This window comes from Roseisolibacter agri (genome assembly GCF_030159095.1).
In the GTDB taxonomy this organism is placed as follows: Bacteria; Gemmatimonadota; Gemmatimonadetes; order Gemmatimonadales; family Gemmatimonadaceae; genus Roseisolibacter; species Roseisolibacter agri.
In genome coordinates, this window is the sequence record NZ_BRXS01000005.1 from 442,122 (window position 1) to 465,015 (window position 22,894).

A 22,894-nucleotide genomic window follows, 5' to 3' on the forward strand; every position below is an offset into this window, starting at 1 on the left:
GGCCCCGTGCTGACGTCAGCTGCTGCCTGCGGTCAGCTCGCGATCTTGTAGCGGAACGACTGCACGCCCGGCTTGGCCACCTCGACCTTCGCCGTCTTCTTCTCGCCCGCCGCGACCGGGCCCACGCTGACCTGCTGCGTGTCGATCACCGCGCCCGCCTTGTCCAGGAACTCGACGGTCAGGTTGAACGTCTTCGGGCCCGCGGCGGCCGCGGCGGCGGGCTTCGCCCCGGCGCGCGCCGGCGCGGCGGCGGCGGTCTTCGCCAGGTTCTCCACGCTCAGGCCGAGCGTCGACTTCGCGTCGCCGCGCGTGAACTCGGTGAACGTGACCTTCACCGGCATCTCGCTCGAGAGGCGGTTGTACTTCAGGAGCGAGTCCGTGAACGCCTTCTTCTGCGCCGGGTTCTTCGACGCGTTCGCGATGCCCTGGTAGGCGATGGCGATGAAGAGGTAGTTGTCCGGGTTGCCCGGGTCGATCTCGACCAGGCGCTGCGTGATCGGCAGCATCGGCTCGTACTGCTTCAGCTGCATGTACGTCGCCGCCAGGTTGTTCAGCGCGTCGCGCTGCAGCTTGTTCTGCTCCAGCGCCGCGGCGAACAGCTTGGCCGCCGCCTCGTGCTTGTTGGCCTGCGACGCCGCGACGCCGGCCTGCGTCAGCGCCATGTCGCCGAACTTCGCCGGGTCGGCGAGGATCGCGTCGTAGTTGCCCGACTCGATCATCGCGTTCGCCTGCGTGAAGCGCACGGCCTGGATGTTCTGCTCGGCCGCCACGCGCAGGTCCTTCATCGACGTGTCGTTCGCCGTCAGCGCGAGCACGCGGTCGAAGTGCTGGCCGGCGCCGGCGTAGTCCTTCTTGGTCAGCGCCACCGAGCCGAGGATGTGGTGGCTGAACGGGCTCTCCGGCACCACGATCGCGGCGCGCGTCGCGTAGTACTGCGCCGAGTCGAGCTGCTGGTTGTTGAGGTTCGTGAGCGCCGCGTTGATGACGTTGCGCCACGCGAACTGCCGGACCTGCAGCGCGTTCTCCGCGCAGCCCGGCTTCGCCGCCTCGACGACCTTCACCGTCGAGTCCACGAGCTTGAGGAGGTCCACCGGCTCGCTGCCGGCGAGGCCGAGGTCCGCGCGCGTCGCGTGGTTGGCCAGGCGCACGTCCTGGGCGAGCATCGTGTACGCCTGCGCCAGCGTGAACGCCGTGCCGACCGGGTTCTCCTTGGCGGCCTTCGGGTCCCCGGAGACCTTCGAGATGACGTCGCGCAGCGCCTTGTTCTTGACGGCGGTGTCCGTGGCGGACTGCACGCGCGTGATCGTGAACACGGCCTGGGCGAGCGAGCCGGGCTTGTTCTGGTCGACGTCGCACGAGGCCGCGGCGCCCTGCGCACCCGCGGGGGCGGCGACGGCGAACAGCGCGGGCGCGAGCGCGCCGAGGAAGGGCACGGCGCGACGGAAGGAACGGTTCATTGGAGAGGGACCACGGGTCGCGGACGACGCGCCGCGGGGACCGGGCGCGCGAGGGACAGCCGCAAAATATACCGAATGTGCGCGCGTCGGTTCCGATCCACGGCCCCATTCGTGCGCGGGCGGCTGACGCGCCGGCCAGCGGCCGGTGCCGTGCGCGCGCCATTCCGTCCCGTCGCCCGTCCCGGCGACCGTCGCCCTCGCGGCCGCGGCCGCCTTAGCTTTGCCCCATGGATCGACTCCGCACCCGCTTCCTCGTGGTGGGGACCGGCGTGGCCGGCCTGCACACCGCGTGGCGCGTGGCGGAGCAGGGCGACGACGTCCTCCTGCTCACCAAGCGCACCCTCTTCGACTCCGCGACGGCCTACGCCCAGGGCGGCATCGCGGCCGCGCTCGGCGCCGGGGACTCGCCGGCGCTCCACCGGAACGACACGCTCGCGGCCGGCGCGGCCCTCTGCGACGCGGCCGCCGTGCAGGTGCTGGTGGAGGAAGGCCCCGACCGGGTGCGCGAGCTGCACGCCGCCGGCGCCGACTTCGACCTCACCGATGCCGGCCGCTTCAAGCTCGGCAAGGAGGCGGCGCATTCGCGGCGTCGCATCGTCCACGCGCAGGGTGACCAGACCGGCGCCGAGGTCGCCCGCACGCTGATCGAGCGGGTGCACGCGAGCCCGCGCGTGCGGGTGCTGGAGCACGCCCGCGTGCTCGACCTGATCGTCGAGGGGGAGGGCGACGACCGGCGGTGCGTCGGCGTGCGGGCGAGCGTGGAGGGGCGCGCGACCGAGATCCTCGCCGACGCGACCGTGCTGGCGACCGGGGGCTGCGGCCAGGTCTACCGCTACACGACCAACCCGCAGGTGGCCACCGGCGACGGGCTGGCGATCGCCTTCCGGGCCGGCGTGACGCTCTCGGATATGGAGTTCGTGCAGTTCCACCCGACGGCGCTCGACACGCCCGAGAACCCGCTCGTGCTGATCTCGGAGGCGGTGCGGGGGGAGGGCGCGACGCTGGTGAACGCGCGCGGCGAGCGCTTCATGCCCAAGCGCCACCGGCTGGCCGAGCTGGCGCCGCGCGACGTCGTGGCGCGCGAGATCTTCCGCGAGCAGCAGGACCACGGGCGCGTCTTCCTCGACGCGCGGCACCTGGCGGCGGCGGAGGGCGGCTTCCGCTCGCGCTTCCCGGGGATCCACGCGCTGTGCACGGCGCGCGGCATCGACCCGGACCGCGACCCGATCCCCGTGACGCCGGCCGCGCACTACCTGATGGGCGGCATCGTCACCGACCTCGCGGGGCGCTCGAGCCTGGACCGGCTGTACGCGGCCGGCGAGGTGGCGCGCACGGGGGTGCACGGCGCCAACCGGCTGGCGTCGAACTCCCTGCTGGAGGGGCTGGTGTTCGCGGAGCGGGTGGCGCGCGACCTGGTGACGCGCGAGCCGCTGCCGCGCGCGCCGCGCCGCCGCGGCTCGTGGGAGGTGCCGCCGCTGGCCGACCGCGGCGCCGCGCAGGTGGCCGCCGACGCGATCCGCTCGACGATGTGGGAGCACGCCGCGATCGACCGGAACGCGCGCGGGCTGCAGCAGTGCCTGGCGCGGCTGGCCGACATCGACCGCCGCCTCACGCCCGGCATGACCGAGGAGCGCAACATGGTGCAGACCGCGCGGCTGATCGCCGAGGCGGCGCTGCTGCGCACCGAGTCGCGCGGCGGGCACTACCGGAGCGACTTCCCGCGGGCGAAGCGGAAGTGGGCGGGCAGGCACATCGAATGGTAGCGGCGAGCGTCGAGCGTCGAGCGGCGAGGGGTGATGCGCGACGCTCGACGCTCGCCGCTCGACGCTCGACGCTTGAAGGGTTACCAAAGCCATTGCCCGAAATAGATTTGCCCCTCCCATGACCGTACTCGAGACCCATACCGATCCCGCCCTCCACGACGCCATCCGCGAGCTCGCCGCGGCGCGCAACGCGGTGATCCTGGCGCACAACTACGAGCGCCCCGAGATCCAGGACGTCGCGCACTACGTCGGCGACTCGCTGGGGCTGTCGCGCGAGGCCGCGAAGACCGACGCCGACGTCATCGTCTTCTGCGGCGTGCACTTCATGGCCGAGACGGCCAAGATCCTGTCGCCGGGCAAGACCGTGCTGCTGCCGGACCTGGCGGCGGGCTGCTCGCTGGCCGCGACCATCGATGCGGCGCAGCTGCGGGCGTGGAAGGCCGAGCACCCGGGCGCGGTGGTGGTCGCCTACGTGAACACCACCGCCGAGGTGAAGGCGGAGAGCGATTATTGCTGCACGAGCGGCAACGCGGTCGAGGTGGTGAACGCCATCCCGGCCGACCGGGAGATCCTCTTCCTCCCCGACATGTTCCTGGGCGCGCACGTGCGCCGGGTGACGGGGCGGCAGAACATCCACGTGTGGATGGGGGAGTGCCACGTGCACGCCGGCATCGACCCGGAGCACATCAACCTGCAGCGCGCGGCGCACCCGGGAGCGGAGTTCCTCATCCACCCCGAGTGCGGCTGCGCGACGCCGGTGGTGGAGGCGATCTCGGCCGGGGCGATCGATCCGAAGGACGTGCACATCCTCTCGACCGAGGGGATGATCAAGCGCCCGCAGGTGAGCCCGGTCGACGAGTTCATCGTCGCCACCGAGCTCGGGATCCTGCACCGCCTGCGGCGCGAGAACCCGGGCAAGACGTTCTTCGCCGCGAACGACCGCGCGCAGTGCGCGTACATGAAGGTCACGACGCTGCCGAAGGTCCTGCGGTCGCTGGAGACGCTGTCGCACGAGATCACGGTGCCGGACGACGTCGCGGCGAGGGCCCGGCGGTCGATCGAGCGCATGATCGCCATCGGAGGGCAGGGCGGCGGCCCGGCGCTCTCCCCCTTCCGCACCTCGGACGAGGACCCCGGCGAATGACGACGCCCCCGCTCGGCCCGCGCGATCCGCATCCCGGCGACCTTCCCGAGTTCGGGCCGCTGGGCGGCCGACTGGGCGACCAGCTGCGCGGCGGCGACGCCCCGCTGGCGTTCGAGCGCGATCCGCTCGCGGACGCGCTGGGCGGGCGGGACGACGCGAGCCGACGGGGCCCCGAGCGACGGGGCGCGGACCGCCGCGGCGACGCGCGCCGCGCGGCCGAGCGGCGCAGCGCGGAGCGGCGATCGGGCGCCGGTGGTGCGTCGGGCGCCGATTCGTATCTCTCCCGGATGCTGCAGGGCACCGGGGACGCCATGCGCGAGGCCGAGCGCGACGGCGTGGCGGGACAGGTCCTCTTCGGCAACCCGAGCGTCGTGCCCACCGAGCCGCTGTACTATCCGCTGACGCCCGCGCAGACCGCGCTCCTGGTGCGCGAGGCGCTGCACGAGGACGAGGCGTTCAACGACGTGACGACGCTCGCCACGGTGCTGAGCGGACGACACGCGCGCGGCCGCCTGGTCGCCCGCCAGCCGGGCGTGCTGGCGGGCGTGGCGCTGGCGATCGAGGCGTTCCGGCAGATCGACCCGCGCATCAACGTGCGCGTGGACGTCGTCGACGGCGGCGCGCTGACGCCGGGCATGCCGGTGCTCTTCCTGTCGGGCCACGCGCGCGGGATCCTCTCGGCGGAGCGCGTGGCGCTCAACTTCCTGCAGCGGCTGTCGGGCATCGCGTCGCTCACGAACCGCTACGTGAAGGCGGTCGAGGGCACGGGCGCGCGCATCCTCGACACGCGCAAGACGACGCCGGGGTGGCGCAAGCTGGAGAAGTTCGCGGTGCGCGCGGGCGGCGGGATGAACCACCGCCTGGACCTCGCGACGGCGGTGCTGATCAAGGACAACCACCTGGCGGCGGTGGACGGCGACGTGGCCTTCGCGGTGCGCCGCGCGCGCGACCTGGCGCCCGAGGGCGCGCGCGTGGAGGTCGAGTGCGACACGCGCGCGCAGGTGGAGGCGGCGCTGGAGGCGGGCGCGGACGTCATCATGCTCGACAACATGTCGCTCGACGACATGCGCGAGTGCGCGGCGCTGTGCGCGGGCCGCGCGATCACCGAGGCGTCGGGCGGCGTGCGGCTCGACACGGTGCGCGCGATCGCGGAGACGGGCGTGAACTGGATCTCGGTCGGCGCGCTCACGCACTCGGCCCCGGCGCTGGACCTCGCGCTCGACTTCGAGTAGCGCGCGGCGCGCGACACCCGATCAGCAGGCAGACGGCACGGGCCGCGGAATAGATCCGCGGCCCGTGCCGTCTCTGCATTCACGGGTCATTCCGCGCGTTCCGGTCGGTGCCGTGCGGGCACGATTCGCGCAGCGCGACGCCCTGCTGCAGCTCCAGGCCGCGCGTCCGCACATCCGCGGGACGCGCCGATCGTGACGTCCACCGGAGGGACCGATGCCTCGTGCTCGCGTGCTGTCCGCCGTCGCCGCCATCCTGCTGCTCCCCGCCGCCGCGGCCGCGCAGGCCGTGCAGTTCACGGCCAACCTGACGCACGACCAGGAGCCGCCGGCGATCAGCTCCATCCCGCCGACGACGAGCACCGGCGCGCCGCGCCCGCTGTCGTTCGGCACCGCGACGTTCACGCTCAACGCCGAGCGCACGGCGCTGACGTTCACGGCCACGATCTTCAACATCGACATCAACGGCCTGCAGACGCCCAACGACGCCAACGACAACCTGCAGGCGGCGCACATCCACTGCTGCCTGGCGCTCACCAACCCGCCGGGGGCGGCGGGCGTGCGGTGGGGCTTCTTCGGGATGCCCGACAACGACATCAGCCCGAAGCAGCTGGTGATCACGCCGCTGCCCGGCGGCGCGGTGGGCGGCACGTTCAGCTCGACGTGGGACCTCACGGAGGGGAACGCCGGGCAGACGCTGGCGACGTCGCTCCCCAACCTGCTGAACAACGAGGCCTACATCAACTTCCACACGACGCAGTTCACCGGCGGCGAGATCCGCGGCCAGATCACGCAGGTCGTGCCCGAGCCGTCGACGTACGCGCTGATGGCGACGGGGATCGCCGGCGTGGGGCTCGCGGCGCTGCGGCGTCGTCGGATCTAGTCCGCGCCGTGCGACGCGCCGGACCCGAACGGCAACAGCACCAAGGATAAGATCTTCTCGGACTTTCATCCTTGCTGCAGTCGTCGTTCGGGTCTCGCGCGCTGGACCGCTGTTCCTATTGGGGAGGACGCGGATGCTCCGGATCTGAGCGGATGCTCCGGATCGCTCCCCATGGCGGCGACGTTCCACGCGCGGGTGCGGAGCAGATCCGTTCGAGCCGTTTCATCCGGAGCATCCGTATCCTCACCAACAGGAGAGGGCCCGGGGGCGACGCCGGATGCCGAGGGCACGGAGTGGGATCCGCAGCCCGCAGTCCGCAGCACCTATCGCGCGGGACTCGGCGCGGGCGAAGTCGTCGTCGGCGCGGCATCCGACAGATGCTCCTGCACGATGACCCACCGGCCGCCGCGGCGCTGGAACACCGCCGTCCACGCGCCAGCGAGCGTGTGCGGTCGATCCTCCGGCGTGCGGTGCGGGATCGCGTACGTCGTCGTCAGCACCGCCGCGTCGGGGCCGAGCACCGTGACGTGCGGCGTGCCGAGGAGGAAGCGCGGATCGCGCATGTTCTGGCCGACGCGCTCCCAGAAGCGCTGGATCTGCAGCTGCAGCGCGGCGCGCGACGTCGTGACGCGCCCCGCCGCCGCCGAGACGACCGGGTCCTCGGTCGCGTAGAGCGCCATCAGCCGCGCGACGACGTCCGGCCGCGAGAAGTCGTACGCGTCACTCAGCAGCGTGCCGAGCGTGTCGGCCAGCGCGGCGGCGCGCGCGTCGTCGGTGGCGCGGGAGGCCGTGGCGCGGCCGGTCGCGGCGGCCGGCTCGGCGCTCTCGGTGCGGCAGGCGGCCAGCGCGAGCGCGGCGGTCAGCGCGAGGCCGGCGGGAAGGGAGCGGAGGCGGCGCATGGGAGGCGCGGAAGGGAGGGGGTGGTGCGGCCGGCACGGGCGCGCGCCGTGGCCCCGTCCGTGCGGCGGGCGAGCGCTGCCGGCGCGCATACCCGCGAGCGGCGGGCCAGTGCCCGCACGCCCGCGCGCCGATCCCTCGTTCGAGGACCGGGCCATGAGGACACGGGGACGTGGTGCGCTCGGCGGCGCGCTGGCCGCCTGGCTGTTGGTGTCGGGGTGCGGCGACCGGGCCGCGCCGGCAGCACGGGTCGACGCGGCGCTGCAGCGCGACCTGCGGCTGGCCACCGCCACGACGGTCTCGCTCGCGACGCCGGCCGCGCCGGCCGCGCGCTTCCTCCCCGCCGCTGACGAGGCGCCGCACGTCGCGCCCGAGCGGCGCGTCCGTCCGGTGCGCCGCGTGGGCGCGCGGGCGCACGCGGCGCAGGTGCCCGTGGTCGCGGTCGCGCCGGTCGTCGAGCCGCTCGCGCCCACACCCGAGCCGGTGCCCGAGCGCATGCAGCGCTACGCCGCCGAGGAGGGCGCGTCGTCGATGCTCGTGGGCGTCGTGCTGCGCGGCGGCGCGGTGGGCGACGACCACTGCGAGCGCGCGCTGCCGCATGCCCGACCCGCCCCGGCCACGCTCGGCTACCGCGCGACGACGGTGCGGCTGGGCGGCGTCCCGGCCGGCCCGCGATCGCCCGGCGCGGTGCCTTTCGCGCCGCCGTTCTAGGCGTCCGTGCGCGGCGACGGCGTCCCCGCGCGGGGACGGGTGTCGTCGCCGCGCGAGGACGCTTTCGCGCGATTTTCGAAAGGTTCCCTGGGGAGCGGTCGCGGCTCGGCCCATGCCCTCGGTGAGCCTCGCACCGTGCGCGATCGCGCGCGGTCGAGGACGCGTGACAGGACACGCGACAGCGGGAGGAGCCCGTGCGACGGATCGGCAGACGACTCGGATGGACGGCGGCCCCGATGGCCGCGGTGCTGGTGGTGGGAGCGTGCAGCGGCGGTGGCGGGACGACGGCCACCGCGGGGCTCGACGACGGTCTGCGCCGCGACCTGCAGCTGGCGGCCGCGGCGAGCGTGGAGCTGGCGACGAACCGCGATGCCTCGACCGCGCGGTTCGTGAGCGCGGCCGAGGGGCAGCCGCGCGGCGAGGGGCGCGAGACGACCGTGGCCGACCGCCGCGGGACGGCGCGCCACCGCGCGCCCACCAAGGGCGTGCGGCGCGTCGCCGACGTGCGCCCCGCGCCCGCGGTGGCCGAGGAGCCGGCGCCGACGGTCGCGATGGTCGAGGCGCCAGCGGCGGTCGGGGTGGAGGACACGCCGACGCCGACGCCCGCGCCGGCCGTCGTGCCGGCGCCGGTGGACGAGCGTCCCGTGGCCGTCGGCCGCGGCGACGAGGGCGTCGCGCAGGGCGACCGCGACGAGGGGGATCGCGGGCGGCGCGGGCGCGGTGGTGGCGGCTGGGGCGGCGTGATCATCCGCGGCGGGATGGGCGACATCGACCACTGCGAGCGCGACGCGCCGGGCCGGCGCGGCGGGATGGGCGGCGGGATGGGCGGCGGGGTGCAGGGCGCCATCAACCGGCGCTTCCCGGGGCTGCCCAACGGCGGCTGGGGCGGCCCGATGGGCGGGGCCGCGGGGACGATCCTGCGGCAGGTGGCGACGCAGGTCGGCCGCCCGCGCTGACCGAGACGACACCGACGCGAGCCCCGGCTGCCATCACGCGGCCGGGGCTCGCGTGCGTTCGGGGCGCGGATAACTTCGGCGCATGAGCACCGCCGCCACCGTCCACGTCGCCCGCGAAGGCGCGGTCACGCGCATCACCATCGACCGGCCCGCGCGCCGCAACGCGGTGGACCTGCCGACCCTCGCCGCGCTGCGCGAGGCGCTCGTGGCCGCGGGCGCCGACGAGGGGCGCGTGGTCGTGCTGACCGGCGCGGGCGACGCGTTCTGCGCGGGCGCCGACCTGGCCGCGACGAGCGCGGAGGAGATCGCGCGCTTCGACGTCACGGCGGCGCTGCGCGACCACAACAACCCGGTCGTGCAGGCGATCCGCGCGCTGCCCAAGCCCGTGATCGCGCGCGTGCACGGTCCCGCCGCGGGCGTGGGGATGAACTTCGCGCTCGCGTGCGACCTGATCGTCGCCAGCGAGGCCGCGACGTTCGGGCAGGTGTTCGTGAAGATCGGCCTCATGCCCGACGGTGGCGGCACGTACCTGCTCCCGCGTCTCGTCGGCTACCACAAGGCATTCGAGCTGATGGCGCTCGGCGACCTCGTGACCGCGCGCGACGCGGAGCGCTTGGGGATCGTGTCGCGCGTGGTGCCCGCGGAGCAGCTCGATGCCGCGGTGGAGGAGCTCGCGACACGGCTCGCGCGCGCGCCGCGCGCGGCGATCACCGCGATCAAGAAGGGGCTGCAGCACGGCGAGACGAGCGACCTCGCGGGCGCGCTGGAGTTCGAGGCGGTGCACCAGGACGCGTGCTTCCACCACGCGGACTTCGTCGAGGGCGTGACGGCGTTCCTGCAGAAGCGCGCGCCGCGCTTCGCGTGAGCGCGCGCAGCCGCGCGCAGCCGCGCGTAGTCGCGCGTGACGCGTGTCGCACACGTGCGACACGCCGCGTGCGCTGCGTCACGGAATGACGGTGCCGGCCGGCCGCGCACGAACCCTGCCTTGGGAGGGGGGTATCGTTGGTGAGCGCGGGCGAGCGATCGCCGCCGCGCTCCCTCACCCGAGCATATGAGGTTCTGATGCAGCTTTCGAACGTGTGGATGCGCCGGACGGCGCTGGTGGTGAGCGCGGCGTCGCTGGCCGTGGGGGCGACCGCGTGCGCGTCGCTCGAGTCGAGCAAGGCGAAGGGCGCGGTCATCGGCGCCACGACGGGCGCGGTGGCGGGTGGCCTGATCGGCCGCTCGAACGGCAGCACGTCGCGCGGCGCGATCATCGGCGCGGCGGTGGGCGGTGCCGCGGGCGCGATCATCGGCCACCAGATGGACCAGCGCGCGAAGACGCTGGAGCAGAACATCAAGGGCGCGCGCGTGGAGCGTGTGGCCGAGGGGATCCTGGTGACGTTCGACAGCGGGCTCCTGTTCGACTTCGACTCCGACGTGCTGCGCGAGACCGCGCGCGCGAACCTGCGCGAGCTCGCGGCGGGCTACAAGAGCTATCCCGACACGGACCTGCTGATCGTCGGCCACACGGACGCGCAGGGCGAGGACGCGTACAACCAGCGCCTGTCGGAGCGCCGCGCGTCGTCGGCGGCCACGTACCTCGCGTCGCAGGGCGTGCCGCGCGAGCGCGTGCGCACCGCGGGCCGCGGCGAGTCCGAGCCGGTGGCGCAGAACGACACCGACGCGAACCGCCAGCAGAACCGCCGCGTGGAGGTCGCGATCACGGCCAGCGAGGCGGCGAAGGCGCAGGCGCAGCGGCAGGCAGCACCGTAACACGGCTGCGGACCGCGGGCTGCGGATCCGAACGACGAACTGCTTGGACAGGATGACCAGGAGGCTCCGTGCGGCGCGACGTTCCATGCGCTGCACGGAGCCTCTTCGTCATCCTGTCATCCTGTCCGCTCTCGCGGTCTCGGCCCGGCGCGCCGGACCCCTGTGCCTTTGGAGGGATGCGGATGCTCCGGATGGTACGGATGCTTCGGATCGTTCCGCATGGCGGCGACGCCCCATGCACCGCGCGGAGCGATCCGAATGATCCGTTCCGATCCGGAGCATCCGCATCCTCACCAACGGCAAATAGCCCGGGCGCGACGCCGGTTGCCGAGGGCGCGGAACGAAAGGACCCGCAGCCCGCGGTCCGCAGCCGTGTTAGTATGACCGCATGCTCGCCCTCCGCACGCTGCTCGCGCACGTCGTCGACTACGCCGGGCTCTTCCCGCCGGCCGGACTGGCCATGGCGCCAGCGGCGCGCCTGTACGCCGCCTACCGCGGCGGCGACGCGCGGTGGATGCTCGGCCGCTTCGTGGTCCCGGTGGCGCGGCTGGAGGAGCTCGAGGCCGCGACCAGTGCGATCCTCCCCGTGAACGCCGAGCCGCCCGACGCGCCCGAGCCGTGGACGCTGACCGCGCTCGTCGGGCCGGAGGCCGAGTCGGACCTGCGCGCGGTCGTGGCGTTCAACGCGCGCCACGCGCCCGGCGCCGAGGGCGGCCGCGCGGTCATCGACGCGCTCGAGGCGCGCGCCGCGGTGCCCGACGACGTGGCGCGCCTGGCCGACGCGCTCGCGCGCGCGGGCCTGCGCGACCGCGCGACGCTGTACGTCGAGCTGCCGTTCGGCGCCGCGGCCGCACCGTTCGCGGCGGTCGCCGCCGCGAAGGGCGTGCGCCTCAAGCTGCGCACCGGCGGCGTCACCGCCGACGCGTTCCCGCCGCCGGCCGCGGTGCTCGACTTCCTCGCGGCGTGCGAGAGGCACGACGTCACCGCCAAGTGCACCGCGGGGCTGCACCACCCGCTGCGGGCGGAGCACGCGCTGACCTACGAGCCCGGATGCGCGCGCGGCACGATGTTCGGCTTCGTCAACGTCTTCCTCGCCGCCGCGCTGCTGCGCGCGGGCCACGCGAGCGCCGACGTCGCGCCGCTGCTGGAGGAGCGCGATCCGGCGGCGTTCGCGTTCGACGACGCCGGCGCATCGTGGCGCGGATCGCGCGTGGACGTCGCGACGATCGCCGACGCGCGCGCGCGACGCCTCGTCGCCTTCGGCTCCTGCTCGTTCGAAGAGCCGGTGCACGACCTCACGACGCTCGGCTGGTGGCCGAGCCACACGCCCGCATGACCGACACGAACGACCCGACGCTGGTGAGCTGGGTGGAGTCCGCCCACGATCCCGCGACCGACTTCCCGATCCAGAACCTGCCGTTCGGCGTGTTCCGCCGCGCGGGCACCACCGAGATGCCGCGCGTGGGCGTCGCGATCGGCGACCAGATCCTCGACCTGTGCGCATGCTTGGGCGAGAGCCTGTTCGACGAGCTGCAGGAGAGCCCCGTCGCGCTCGCGTGCGCCTCGCCGTCGCTCAACACGCTGATGTCGCTCGGCCGCCCGCACTGGACGATGCTGCGGCGGCAGGTGAGCCGCGTGCTGCGCGCGGGCGGCTCGCCGTCGCGCTACGACCGCGACCGCGCGGCGCGCATCCTCGTGCCGCAGGCGGAGGCCGAGCTGTTCGTGCCGGCGGAGATCGGCGACTACAGCGACTTCTACGCGTCGGTGTCGCACGCGACGAACGTCGGCAGCATGTTCCGTCCCGACGCGCCGCTGCTGCCCAACTACAAGTGGGTGCCGATCGGCTACCACGGCCGCGCGTCGAGCATCGTCGCCAGCGGCACGCCGGTGCGCCGCCCGACGGGCCAGCGGAAGGGCGCGAACGACGACGCGCCCGTCGTCGGCCCGAGCCGCTCGCTCGACTACGAGCTGGAGCTCGGCGCCTTCGTGGGACCGGGCACGCCGCTCGGCGCGCGCATCCCGATCGACGAGGCCGAGTCGCACCTGTTCGGCCTCGCGCTGCTCAACGACTGGTCGGCGCGCGACCTCCAGGCGTGGGAGTACCAGCCGCTCGGCCCCTTCCTCGCCAAGAGCTTCGCGACGACCGTGTCGCCGTGGGTCGTGACGCTGGAGGCGCTGGAGCCGTTCCGCGTGCCGGCGCGCACGCGCGCCGCGGGCGATCCGCAGCCGCTGCCGTACCTCACGTCGGTGATCGACCAGGCGCGCGGCGGCTACGACATCACGGTGGAGGCGTGGCTGCGCACCGCGCGCATGCGCGAGGCCGATGCGCCGGCGGTGCGCCTGTCGCAGGGCGCGTTCGCCGACATGTACTGGACGGTCGCGCAGCTGCTCACGCATCACGCGAGCAACGGCTGCAACATGCGGCCGGGCGACCTGCTGGGAAGCGGCACGATCTCGGGCGATGCGCGCGACGCGCGCGGCTGCCTGCTGGAGCTGACGTGGCGCGGCGCGGAGCCCGTCGCGCTGCCCGGCGGCGAGACGCGCGCGTTCCTCGAGGACGGCGACGAGGTCATCCTGCGCGCGCACTGCGCGCGCGAGGGCACGGCGCGCATCGGCTTCGGCGAGTGCCGCGGCGTGGTGACGGCGGCGGTGTGAGCGCGGCGGTGTGAGCGCGGCGGTGTGAGCGCGGCGGTGTGAGCGCGAGGCGCGGTGATGCAGCCGCGCCTCATGGGTCAGCTGGCGGATGTCGGGAGGAAACCGGTCGGGCCTACGATGGAGCTGACGCTTCCATCGCAGGCCCGACCCGTCGCCATCATCGCCCATGCGCCTCTCCGCATCGCTCGCCCGTCCCCGCGCCGCACTCGCGATCGCGCTCGCCGCCGCGTCGCCGGCCGCCGCGCAGGCCCTGCCCGAGGGCACCGTCTACCACGGCGGCGCGATCTCGGTGCGCGACAACTTCGAGACCTCGTCGTCGATCCGGATCACCGACGCGGGCACGGTGCCCTTCACGGGGCAGAACGTCTTCGTGCGGCTGAACGGCTTCGTGGACGCCGCCGCCGGCGACCTGCGCCTGTACCTGCTCTACATGCCGGGCAGCTCGGGCGACGCGACCCGCGCGGTGCAGCTGTTCGACTGGGCCGCGGCCGGCTACCACAGCCCGCGGAGCTTCGACGGGACGTACGTGTTCGGCTCCACGTTCGCGACCCCGATGCCGGTGGGCGGTGTCGTCCGGCCCGGCGAGTACGCGGCCTTCACGCCCGATTTCTCCGAGGCGTTCAACGGCGTCGCCCTGAACGGCCGCTGGACGCTCGTCGTCAACGACTGGTACAGCAACGGCGGCGCGGAGATCGGGAGCTGGGACCTGATCGTGGCCGGGCCCACGACCACCACCGCGCCGGAGCCCGCGACCGTGGTGCTCGTCGGCAGCGGGCTGGCGGCGGTGTCGGCGCTCGCACGTCGGCGTCGCCGCGTCTGAGTCAACGCGTCGCGCGGAAGCGCCCCGTGCGCAGCGCCGCGATGCTGCTCCCCCAGTCGTTCACGACGGCGGGATCGACGACCCACGCGGTCCCCTCGATCGTGCGTCCGTCGGCCGAGAGCGTGCCTTCGAGCGTCCAGCGGTGCGTCGTCGCCTGCAGGCGCAGCGTGCGGCCGTCGATCGTGCCCTCGATGCGGCCGACGGGGGGCAGCGGCGTGACGTAGGGCGGCTGCGCGCCGGCGAGCGGGCTGCATTCGATCCGCGCGCCGCCGGCCACCTCGCCCTCGACCAGCGCGCCGCGCTGCGCGAGGCGGATGGCGATGCCGTCCACCGTGCAGCGCACGCCGGCGCCCACGAGGTCGTACGCACGCAGCGTCCACGTCGTCGGCTCGGTCGAGAGCACGCCCGGCGTCACCGTCACCGCCGCCGACGCGCGCCTCCCCTCGCTCTCGGCCACGATGCGCGCGGTGCCGGGACGCACGCCGCGGATCTGCCCCTGCGCGTTGACGACGACGATCGCGGTGTCGCTGCTCGACCAGAAGACGGTGCGGTCCGACAGCACGCGTCCGTCGGCGGCGAACGTGATGGCGCCGAACGCGCCCGTCTCGCCCGCGGCGAGCGACGCGGTGCCGCGCGAGAACGCGATCGCGTCCACCGCCAGCGGCGCGACGACGATGCGCACCTCGGCGCGCGCGCGCCCGGCGGTCGCGGCGACGACGGTCTCGCCCACCGCGCGCGCGAACACCACGCCCTGCGGCGTCACGCCGGCGACGGAGGTGTCGCTGCTGCTCCACGTGACGGCGTGGTCGTGGAGCGTGAAGCCCTCGACCGAGAGGACGCGCGTGGTGAGCTGCCGGCTGCCGTGCACGAGCAGCGGCGCGGTGGACGCGGTGATGTCGATCTGCCCGACGACCGGCGCGGGCGGCGGCGGCACGGGGCCGGTGAGCTCGGTCGTGTCGCTGCACGCGGCAGCCGCGGCGAGGAGGAACGCGAACGCCGCGCGGCGGAGGGCGCGCGGCGACTGGAAGGCGGAGCGGGCGGACATCGTCGGTTGGCGAAAGAGTGCAGGCCGCGCCGGCGGTGCGCCGGGCGGCTCGGTGCGTCGCCGGAGGGCAATCCCGTGGCCGACTGGGCAGCAACGCGCGCCAAGTGGCGGCGCGCCCGACGGTTGGGCGCGGTCCGTCACACCGTCCGTTTGCGCCGGGTTGTCCTCTCGTGGGGACGAAGCGGCCGTCGAGCGGGAGGACGGCCGAACGGTCGCGGGTCGCGGGCGTGGTGGGCACGGCCGCTGCCCCGTGCGCGGGCCCACTCACACAGGAGATCCGCGATGGCCGATCGACAGCAGAGCGGCGACAGCCGCGACAGGTACCGCGACAACGACGACGTCCGCGCGCCGGGCGGCCCGGACGCGCGCGACGACGTGGGCAGCGACTCGCGCGCCGAGGCGCGCGGCGACGCGCGCGAGAACGTGGGGCGCCACGCGCGTGGGACCGATGCGGATCCGCGCGGCCCCGAGCACAACGACCGCCAGCGCAGCCGCGGCGACCGCCACGACCAGTACGACGACGACCTCGCGCGCGACAACCAGCGCGGGCGCGAGGGGCAGGGGATGCAGGCGATGGCCGACGACACGCGCTCGGGCGCGAGCGCGATGCCCTTCGTGCAGGACGGCAACCCGGTGTCGGAGGACGACCGGCACTCGTGGCGCCAGCACGCGCGGCAGGGGCAGGCGCAGAGCCCCGTGGAGCTGAACCACAACGAGCCGCCGAAGAAGAAGGAGGGGCACCGGTAGGAGAGCGTCGAGCGTCGAGCGTCCAGCGTCGAGGGGATCGTTCACTCGACGCTCGACGCTCGACGCAGTACGCTCCATGTGACCGTCGCTCCCCGCCGTGGGTACTGCGGGGCAAGGTCACACGCCCATGTCCGCCACCGTCCGACTCCCGCTCCCCGACTCGCTCGCCGCCCGGCTCCGTGCCGGCGACGCCGCGGCGCTCGCCCGGCTCGCCGACGCGACGTACGGCCGCGCGCTCGCGGTCGCCCGTCCGCTGACGCCCGACGAGGCGTCGGCCGAGCGCGCGGTGCTGGACGCGTACGTCGCGCTCTGGTTCGCGCGGCGCGAGGCGCCGACGGACGACGCGCGGCTGGACGCGTGGGTGCTGGCCGCGGTCGGACGCGTCGCGACGCGACCGCCGGTCCCCAGCCGCCGGTCCTCGGGGCTGGCCGCGACCGTCCGGCGCCGCCTCGATGCCCTGTGCGCGTGGGCGGCGTCGCTCCGTGGCCGTCGCGCGCCGGCGGCCCCGACCGCGCGCGGCTGCGCGGGGCTGGCGTGAGCGCCCGGCCGATGCGGCTCGAGCCACCCTCCGGGACGCCCGGCGACGCGCCGGCGCCGCGCCCGGAGACGACGTGGGCCGATGCCGGTGCGCCCGACGTCGCGGCGCTCGTGCGTGACGCGCGCGAGGGCGACCCGCAGGCGTTCCGCCAGCTGGTGGACGCGCACTACGCGCGCTGCCTCCGCTTCGCCCGCAACATGGGCCTGGCGGCGGAGGACGCCGAGGAGGCCGTGCAGGACAGCTTCGTGCGCGTCTGGAACGCGCTGCCACGCTTCCGTCCGGGCGCGCCGTTCGAGCCGTGGCTCTTCCGCATCCTCGCCAACCGCTGCCGCAGCGCGCTGGTGCGCCGGAAGTGGTGGCGCCGGGCCGCGGTGGACGACGCCGACGACGTGCTGGCGCAGCTGCCGGCGCGCTGGGGCGCGGAAGGCGACGACGCGCTGTACGACGCCGTCCGCCACGCGCTGGACGGGCTGCCGGCGGAGCAGCGGGAGGCCTTCCTGCTGCGCCACGTCGAGGGACTCGAGTACGCGGAGATGATGGACGTGACCGGCGCGGGGCTCTCCGCGCTCAAGATGCGGGTGAAGCGCGCGAGCGACGCGCTGCGCGCCCGACTCCAGGAGGCGATCGCATGAGCACGACCCCCCCGCACGGGGAGCGTCCGACGCCGGACGCCGACGAGCTGCACCGCGCGGCCGGCCTCGCGCCCGTGATCGGCGTGCTGCGCGGGCTGCCGCCGGTGCCGCCCGGTGCCGTGGACCGCGTGGTCGCCGCCGCCGTGGCGCGCGGGCACCGGCCGGGGGCGGGCGCCGCGCGGCGCTCCACCGGGCTCGCAGGCGGCTTCGGTGGATGGCGCGTGGCGGCCGGGCTGGTGCTGACGGTCGGGCTGGGCGCCGCGGCGGCGCTGACCGCGCGCGGGCGGGAGGCCGCCACGACGCTGGCCCGGACGCCCGCGGCGGCCACCGTGTCCGCGCCCATCGTGGGCGGGACGTCCGCGGTCGCGATGCAGCCCGCCGACGGCGATGGGGGCGCGGACTTCCTGCCGGCCACCGCCGCCGCGGCCGACGCCGACGCGCCGCTCCCGGTGGCGTTCCTGCTGCGCCGTCCGGCCGCCGCGCGCGTCGCGCTCGTCGGCGACTTCAATGGCTGGGATCCGCACGCCACCCCGCTCGTCCGCCGCGACGACGGCACCTGGACGACGACCGTGCCGCTCGCGCCCGGCCGCCACGCCTACGCCTTCGTCGTGAACGACTCGAGCTGGATCCCCGACCCGCGCGTCCCCGTGACGCGCGACGTCGACTACGGGCGCGACCACTCGATCGTGGTCGTCGGGGCGCCGTGAGCCGCTCGCTCGTGACCCGCTCGCTCGTGAGCCGCTCGCTGCTGATCGTCGCGGCGCTGGCGCTCGCGCCGGCCGCCCGCGCGCAGGCACCCGCCACGCCCGCGGGGCTCGCGACGCCGGGCGCGGCGACGTCCGTCGCCAGCGCGGTGGCGCGGCTGGAGGGGATCCCCGATCCGCGCGTGCGCCGCTTCGTGGCCGACGTGCTGGCCGACGCCGACCGGCGCGGCCTGCCACTGGAGCCGCTCGTCGCGAAGGCGCTGGAGGGCGTGGAGAAGGAGGCGCCGCCGGCGCGGATCGAGGCGGCGGTGAAGGGGATGGTGCAGCGCCTGGCCGTCGCGCGCGACGCGCTCAAGCCGGCCGTCAGCGACCGCGAGGTGACCGCCGGCGCCGACGCGCTGGCGATGGGGGTGCCGGCCGAGGTGCTGCGGGCGTTCCGCGAGATGTCGCGGCGGCGCTCGACCGCGGTCGCGCTGGGTGTCCTCTCGCAGCTGGTGTCGCGCGGCGTCCCGGTGGCCGAGGCGACGCGCGGGGTCGGCAAGCTCGTCGAGCGCCGGGCCAGCGACGCGCAGCTGCTCGCCCTCGGCCAGGAGGTCCAGCGCGACCTCTCGCAGGGGATCGCGGCGGTGACCGCGCTGGAGATGCGCACGCGCGCGCTGGTGGCGGCGCTGCCCGCGCCACTGGCGCCGATGCCCGCGACGCTCCAGGGCCCGGGCGCCGAAGGGGCCAACACGCCCGGCCGCGGCGGCAAGCCCTGAGCCTCCCGTTCCGCACGCACTGACGGACTTCCGTCACGCCTGGGTCATTCGCGGGGTGGCGGTCGGCGGCGGCGGTGCTATCGTGGCGGGGTGCGTCTCCCGCCCCGCTCCCACCGGTCCGCCGCCGTGGCCACCGCGCTCGCGCTCTCCGCGTCCGACGCGGGCGCGCAGCTCGTGCATCGGGTGAGCGTGGACGCGGGCGGCGCGACGCTCGACCAGGCGAACGTCGCCCGCGTGACCGCGCCCACGCTGGCCGCCGGCTGGCGGCTCGCGGGCGAGGGCGCGGCGCTCGACTTCAGCGGCGCCGCGACGCTGGCGTCGTCCGACCGGTGGGCCGCGCAGGGCGTGCTGGCCGGCGCGTGGACGCCCGGCCGTACGCGGGCCTGGGAGCTGGGTGGCGTCGCGACGGGGCTGCGCTACCGCGGCGGCGCGCCGGCCGCGCACCTGCTGGGGCTCGCGCGGCGGCGGCTCGACGGCGAGCGGTGGGGCGGCTGGGGCGCATGGGTGGGCGCCGGCGGCGGCTTCCTGTCACGCGAGGGGCTGCAGGCGCCCATCGCCGCGGCCGACGGCGGCGTCTGGTGGCACGGCCGCGGCCCGACGCTCTCGCTGGCGCTGGCGGCGCAGCGCGCGCGCCTCGACAGCACGATCCCCGCGCCGACGACCGGCGGCGCACCGTACGGCATCGTCGTCGCGGCGCCGGTGGGGCTGAACGCGGCGCCGCCCGCCCTCGCCGCGGTCGCGCCGGCGGTGCGGCCGCTGCTGGCCGTGGACCTCACCGCCGCGGTGGAGTGGCGCGGCCGGCGCGGCGAGCTGGCGCTGTCGTCGGGGCTCCGGCGCGCGCCCGCGCAGTTCGACGGGGTGCGGGGGATCGCGCTCGCCTCAGGCGTGTGGTGGGCGCTGCCGCGCGTGGGCGTGGTGGCCTCGGCCGGCGACCAGATGGCCGACCCGCTGCGCGGCATGCCGGCGGTGCGCCACCTCTCGCTGGGGCTGCGCTGGCGCGTCGCGCCCGGCCGCGACGACCGCGCCGTCGCCGCACCGCCGTCGCCGGCGCCCGTCGCCACCGCGGATGCGCCGCTCGCCGAGGCGGTCGAGGGCCCGGGCGAGACGCGGCGGCTGCGCGTGCGCGCGCCCGGTGCCCAGCGCGTCGAGGTCCGTGGCGACTGGACCGACTGGCGCCCCGTGGCGCTGGTGCGCGACGGCGATGCGTGGACGGTGCCCGAGTCGGTGCCGCGCGGCACGCGCCGGCTCACCGTGCGCGTGGACGGCGGCGCGTGGCGCGTGCCCGCCAACCTCGCCGGCGCCGACGACGACTTCGGCTCGCGCGTCGGGCTGCTCGTCGTGCCCTGATCGTCCGCCGAGCGCTACACCGAGAAGACGATCGCCACCGCGAGCGCCGACACCGCGGCGACCAGCGCGATCGTGTAGCCGCCCAGCACGAGGCCGAGCTTCACCGTCGTTCGAGTCGCCGATCCGCCGTACACGTGCCGCAGCGCGAGCCACGCGTACGCGGGGATGGCGAGGAACGGGATCAGCGACCAGGCGCCGGGCGTGAAGTGCACCACCGTGAGCGCGACCATCGCGAACGCGTGCAGGTGCAGCGCGTGCACGAGGTGCTCGGCGTAGAACAGCGGCGCGCGCCGATACGCGACGCGCAGCAGCAGCGCGAAGACAGGCACCAGCGCGAAGACCATGTTCGGCAGTTGGCCGAAGAAGCTGGTCGTGAAGCGGCGGTTGCGCTCCTCCTTCGGCAGCGCCTTGAAGCGCTGCGCGCGGCGCTCGAACGTGCCCTCGAGGCGACGCTCGAGCGTCGTCGTGTCGGCGCGCCGCGCGGCGGCGCGCCCGACGGCCGCCGCGGCGATCGAGTCCGCGCGCGCATCGGTCACCGAGTCGGCGCGCGCCTCGGCGATCGAGTCGCGGACCGCGGCGATCGAGTCGGCGGACGACAGCTGCACGTTCAGCGTGCGGCCCGACGGCCGCCAGTCGAACGACAGCGCGACGAAGTAGACGAGGCTCAGCGTCAGGTACAGGCGCAGCGGCCGCAGGTAGCGCGCGCGCCGGCCCGCGAGGAACTCCGTCGTCAGCCGGCCGGGATGCCGCACGAGCAGCCAGAGCGTCGTCGGGATCTTCCCGTCCCACCCCGCGAGCGAGTCCAGCGCTTCGGCGAACAGGCTGCGCACCGAGCGGTGGAGGTCGTGCTGCTCCTGCCCGCAGTGTGGGCAGAACGCGTCGCCCGCGGGCGTGCCGCAGTTCGCGCAGCGCGGCGCGGGCGCTCCTTCGGTGGGAGCGTCCGTGTGCGGCGTGAGCTCGGGAGTCGGCGGGGCGGAGCGCGTGGCCATCGTGCGCAAGCTCGGGCGCGCGGCGCGCGTGAACAAGAGGGCGACGCCGGCGCGCTGGACAGCGCGCGGTCCTCACCCCAGCATGGAGGCATGCCGTCGCCGCTCCGCCCGCTCCACGGGCTCGCCCTGCTGGGCCTTCCCGCCGCCCTCGCGGCGCAGGACACCACCACGACCACCGCGCGCGTCGACAGCGGCGCGGTGGTCCGCGTGACCGCGCCGCGCGTGGGGCTGGACCGCATGCGCGCCCGCGCCGTCGCGTCGCGCGGCGACTCGCTGCTCGTGCGCCGCGGGACGCGCCCGTACGGCGACAGCGTGGACGTCGCCGTCGCGTGGAGCGACGTCACCGAGCTGGCGGTGTCGCGCGGCTTCGACCGCGGCGCCGGCGCGCGGCGCGGCGCGCTCACCGGCGCGCTGGTGGTCGGCGTGCCGGGCGCGGCGCTCACCGCCGGCTTCCTCTGGCACGACTGGCGGCTCGACCGGCGCAACCGGTGCTACGACTACTGCTACCTCGGCCCCGTCGTCTTCGGCGTGCTCACCGTCGGCGGCGCCGCGACGGGCGCCATCGTGGGGGCGCTGATCGGCGCGGGCACGGGGCGCGAGCGGTGGGAGCTCAAGGGCATCCCGTCGCGCGTGGGCCTCGTGCCGATGCCCGACGGCGTCGGCGTACGGCTCGCGTTCTGACGCGCGACGCGCGTCAGTCGAGCGGATAGGCGTCGGCCAGCACGACGGCGTCGCGCACGCGCCGCGGGCCGGGCGCGTCGTGCACCACGAGCAGCGCGGGCGACGCGTCGGGCACGATCGTGATCCCCTCGGGATGCTCGACGCCCTCGTCCGACCCGGCGCCGTACGGCAGCTCGTGCACGACCGTCAGCGCGTCGCGGTCCACCATCGCGTCGCCGCGCGCGCGGCGCGCGCCGCGCCAGCGCACCACCACGCAGCGCCCGCCGAGCGCCATCGTGGGGCCGGCGAGGACGAGCAGGTCGTCGCCGTGCCAGCACAGCTCCCGCACGCCGAGGCCGAACAGGTCGAGGAAGAAGCGCTCGTAGCGCCGCCCGTCGGGGCTCGCGCGCCGCAGGCGCAGCGTGTCGTCGTCCGCGTCGCCGTCGAGCGTCACCGCCAGCACGACCGCGCGTCCGCGCAGCACCGGGCCGCGCAGGCCGAGCCAGAGGCGGTCGCCGTCCGCGGCCAGCCCCTCGACGTCGAAGCCGTTGTCCTTGCCCGGAATGTCGAGGAAGGGCGCGAGATGCGCGTCGCGACGCAGCGCGGCGGTCAGCCGGTCGCGCGTGCGCGTGCCCGGCAGCCGCGCGGCGCGGCGCACGACGCCGTCGGCCGCCGTGACCGCGCGCACGACGTCGTGCCGCCGCCCCGCGTCGTCCTGCGCGACGAGCGGGAGCCGCGCGACCAGGTGGCGGTTGCCCCGCCGCGACGTGCGCGCGAGCCGCGCAATACGCTCCGCGTCGGGCGCGTCCTTCGCGGGCTTGCGGCGGCGGATGCCGTGCGAGCCGGTGACCCACAGCCAGCCGTCGCACGCGTCGATCCCCTCGACGTCGATCTCGTCGTCGGCGTCGCCGGGAAGCGTCAGCAGCGTCTCGAGCGGCACCGGGACCGCGTCGGCCCAGCGGTCGGGCGCGACGCGCGTGAGGCGCAGCAGCGCCGTGCCCTCGTCGGCGCCGAACCAGAGCTGATCGCCGACGCACGCGACGGCCGAGAGGGCGAGGTGCGCGCCGGCGTGCGCGTCGGACTGCGCGACGCCGGAGAAGTCGAGCGTGACCTGCCGCGGCTGGCGTCCCATGCGGATCCTCCCGCTACGCGTCCGGCGCCGCGCGCCGACCTCAGGCCACGTCGGCCGACAGGTCGGCGCACG

General features: G+C 75.5%; 23 protein-coding genes. 18 read left to right on the forward strand and 5 right to left on the reverse strand.

What is annotated here, in order from left to right; genetic code table 11:
- Positions 1–32 precede the first annotated feature (32 nt).
- Positions 33–1,457, reverse strand: coding sequence for a tetratricopeptide repeat protein (locus tag rosag_RS17500; protein ID WP_284351456.1), 1,425 nt, complete (start codon positions 1,455–1,457; stop codon positions 33–35).
- 227 nt (positions 1,458–1,684) lie between these two features.
- Between rosag_RS17500 and rosag_RS17505 the strand changes: the two genes are divergently transcribed.
- The 4 genes from rosag_RS17505 (at position 1,685) to rosag_RS17520 (ending at position 6,476) form a co-directional block, all read left to right on the forward strand.
- Positions 1,685–3,220, forward strand: a complete 1,536-nt coding sequence (locus rosag_RS17505; RefSeq protein WP_284351457.1) for an L-aspartate oxidase — start codon at positions 1,685–1,687, stop codon at positions 3,218–3,220.
- A 118-nt stretch (positions 3,221–3,338) separates the two neighbouring features.
- The gene (gene nadA, locus rosag_RS17510; RefSeq protein ID WP_284351458.1) at positions 3,339–4,364 is read left to right on the forward strand and encodes a quinolinate synthase NadA; all 1,026 of its coding nucleotides are present in this window, start codon (positions 3,339–3,341) and stop codon (positions 4,362–4,364) included.
- Positions 4,361–5,596 carry a carboxylating nicotinate-nucleotide diphosphorylase gene (gene nadC, locus rosag_RS17515; protein WP_284351459.1) on the forward strand — a complete coding sequence of 412 codons (1,236 nt, stop codon included), beginning with the start codon at positions 4,361–4,363 and terminating at the stop codon, positions 5,594–5,596. The genes nadA and nadC overlap by 4 nt, the downstream gene beginning before the upstream one ends.
- Before the next feature lie 214 nt (positions 5,597–5,810).
- Positions 5,811–6,476 (forward strand): CHRD domain-containing protein, encoded by a 666-nt coding sequence (locus rosag_RS17520; protein ID WP_284351460.1) that lies wholly within the window; start codon positions 5,811–5,813, stop codon positions 6,474–6,476.
- A gap of 323 nt (positions 6,477–6,799) precedes the next feature.
- On the opposite strand, the gene rosag_RS17525 is transcribed toward rosag_RS17520, so the two are convergent.
- Complete coding sequence (locus rosag_RS17525; protein WP_284351461.1) at positions 6,800–7,375, reverse strand: YybH family protein; 576 nt, start codon at positions 7,373–7,375, stop codon at positions 6,800–6,802.
- Between the two features lie 154 nt (positions 7,376–7,529).
- Here rosag_RS17525 and rosag_RS17530 point away from each other — a divergent pair, with 154 nt between their 5' ends.
- The 7 genes from rosag_RS17530 to rosag_RS17560 all read left to right on the forward strand — a co-directional run bounded on the left by rosag_RS17530 (position 7,530) and on the right by rosag_RS17560 (position 14,270).
- Positions 7,530–8,084 (forward strand): hypothetical protein, encoded by a 555-nt coding sequence (locus tag rosag_RS17530; protein WP_284351462.1) that lies wholly within the window; start codon positions 7,530–7,532, stop codon positions 8,082–8,084.
- Positions 8,085–8,278: 194 nt separating this feature from the next.
- Positions 8,279–9,040 carry a hypothetical protein gene (locus tag rosag_RS17535; RefSeq protein ID WP_284351463.1) on the forward strand — a complete coding sequence of 254 codons (762 nt, stop codon included), beginning with the start codon at positions 8,279–8,281 and terminating at the stop codon, positions 9,038–9,040.
- An 82-nt stretch (positions 9,041–9,122) separates the two neighbouring features.
- The gene (locus tag rosag_RS17540) at positions 9,123–9,905 is read left to right on the forward strand and encodes an enoyl-CoA hydratase/isomerase family protein (protein WP_284351464.1); all 783 of its coding nucleotides are present in this window, start codon (positions 9,123–9,125) and stop codon (positions 9,903–9,905) included.
- 197 nt (positions 9,906–10,102) lie between these two features.
- The gene (locus tag rosag_RS17545; RefSeq protein ID WP_284351465.1) at positions 10,103–10,795 is read left to right on the forward strand and encodes a YiaD family glycine zipper/OmpA-like lipoprotein; all 693 of its coding nucleotides are present in this window, start codon (positions 10,103–10,105) and stop codon (positions 10,793–10,795) included.
- A 388-nt stretch (positions 10,796–11,183) separates the two neighbouring features.
- The gene (locus rosag_RS17550; RefSeq protein ID WP_284351466.1) at positions 11,184–12,131 is read left to right on the forward strand and encodes a hypothetical protein; all 948 of its coding nucleotides are present in this window, start codon (positions 11,184–11,186) and stop codon (positions 12,129–12,131) included.
- The gene (gene fahA, locus rosag_RS17555) at positions 12,128–13,450 is read left to right on the forward strand and encodes a fumarylacetoacetase (RefSeq protein ID WP_284351467.1); all 1,323 of its coding nucleotides are present in this window, start codon (positions 12,128–12,130) and stop codon (positions 13,448–13,450) included. The genes rosag_RS17550 and fahA overlap by 4 nt, the downstream gene beginning before the upstream one ends.
- A 166-nt stretch (positions 13,451–13,616) precedes the next feature.
- A complete protein-coding gene (locus rosag_RS17560) occupies positions 13,617–14,270 on the forward strand; it encodes a PEP-CTERM sorting domain-containing protein (protein WP_284351468.1) in 654 nt (217 codons plus the stop codon).
- A gap of 1 nt (position 14,271) precedes the next feature.
- Here the strand turns inward: rosag_RS17560 and rosag_RS17565 are convergent, their stop codons facing one another.
- Complete coding sequence (locus rosag_RS17565; RefSeq protein WP_284351469.1) at positions 14,272–15,315, reverse strand: Ig-like domain-containing protein; 1,044 nt, start codon at positions 15,313–15,315, stop codon at positions 14,272–14,274.
- 282 nt (positions 15,316–15,597) lie between these two features.
- Here rosag_RS17565 and rosag_RS17570 point away from each other — a divergent pair, with 282 nt between their 5' ends.
- From rosag_RS17570 to rosag_RS17595, 6 genes are all read left to right on the forward strand, one after another.
- Entirely contained in the window at positions 15,598–16,062 is a 465-nt protein-coding gene (locus rosag_RS17570) for a hypothetical protein (RefSeq protein WP_284351470.1), read from the forward strand.
- 127 nt (positions 16,063–16,189) lie between these two features.
- Complete coding sequence (locus rosag_RS17575; protein ID WP_284351471.1) at positions 16,190–16,600, forward strand: hypothetical protein; 411 nt, start codon at positions 16,190–16,192, stop codon at positions 16,598–16,600.
- An 11-nt stretch (positions 16,601–16,611) separates the two neighbouring features.
- A complete protein-coding gene (locus rosag_RS17580) occupies positions 16,612–17,232 on the forward strand; it encodes an RNA polymerase sigma factor (RefSeq protein ID WP_284351472.1) in 621 nt (206 codons plus the stop codon).
- Complete coding sequence (locus tag rosag_RS17585) at positions 17,229–17,939, forward strand: isoamylase early set domain-containing protein (protein WP_284351473.1); 711 nt, start codon at positions 17,229–17,231, stop codon at positions 17,937–17,939. Before rosag_RS17580 ends, rosag_RS17585 begins: the two co-directional genes overlap by 4 nt.
- A gap of 11 nt (positions 17,940–17,950) precedes the next feature.
- Positions 17,951–18,694 carry a hypothetical protein gene (locus rosag_RS17590; protein ID WP_284351474.1) on the forward strand — a complete coding sequence of 248 codons (744 nt, stop codon included), beginning with the start codon at positions 17,951–17,953 and terminating at the stop codon, positions 18,692–18,694.
- Between the two features lie 126 nt (positions 18,695–18,820).
- Positions 18,821–20,041, forward strand: a complete 1,221-nt coding sequence (locus tag rosag_RS17595; RefSeq protein WP_284351475.1) for a glycogen-binding domain-containing protein — start codon at positions 18,821–18,823, stop codon at positions 20,039–20,041.
- A 14-nt stretch (positions 20,042–20,055) separates the two neighbouring features.
- Here the strand turns inward: rosag_RS17595 and rosag_RS17600 are convergent, their stop codons facing one another.
- A complete protein-coding gene (locus tag rosag_RS17600; RefSeq protein WP_284351476.1) occupies positions 20,056–21,030 on the reverse strand; it encodes a DUF3667 domain-containing protein in 975 nt (324 codons plus the stop codon).
- Between the two features lie 90 nt (positions 21,031–21,120).
- Between rosag_RS17600 and rosag_RS17605 the strand changes: the two genes are divergently transcribed.
- The gene (locus tag rosag_RS17605; protein ID WP_284351477.1) at positions 21,121–21,711 is read left to right on the forward strand and encodes a hypothetical protein; all 591 of its coding nucleotides are present in this window, start codon (positions 21,121–21,123) and stop codon (positions 21,709–21,711) included.
- Positions 21,712–21,724: 13 nt separating this feature from the next.
- Here the strand turns inward: rosag_RS17605 and rosag_RS17610 are convergent, their stop codons facing one another.
- Entirely contained in the window at positions 21,725–22,822 is a 1,098-nt protein-coding gene (locus tag rosag_RS17610; protein ID WP_284351478.1) for a DUF3616 domain-containing protein, read from the reverse strand.
- Positions 22,823–22,894 lie beyond the last annotated feature (72 nt).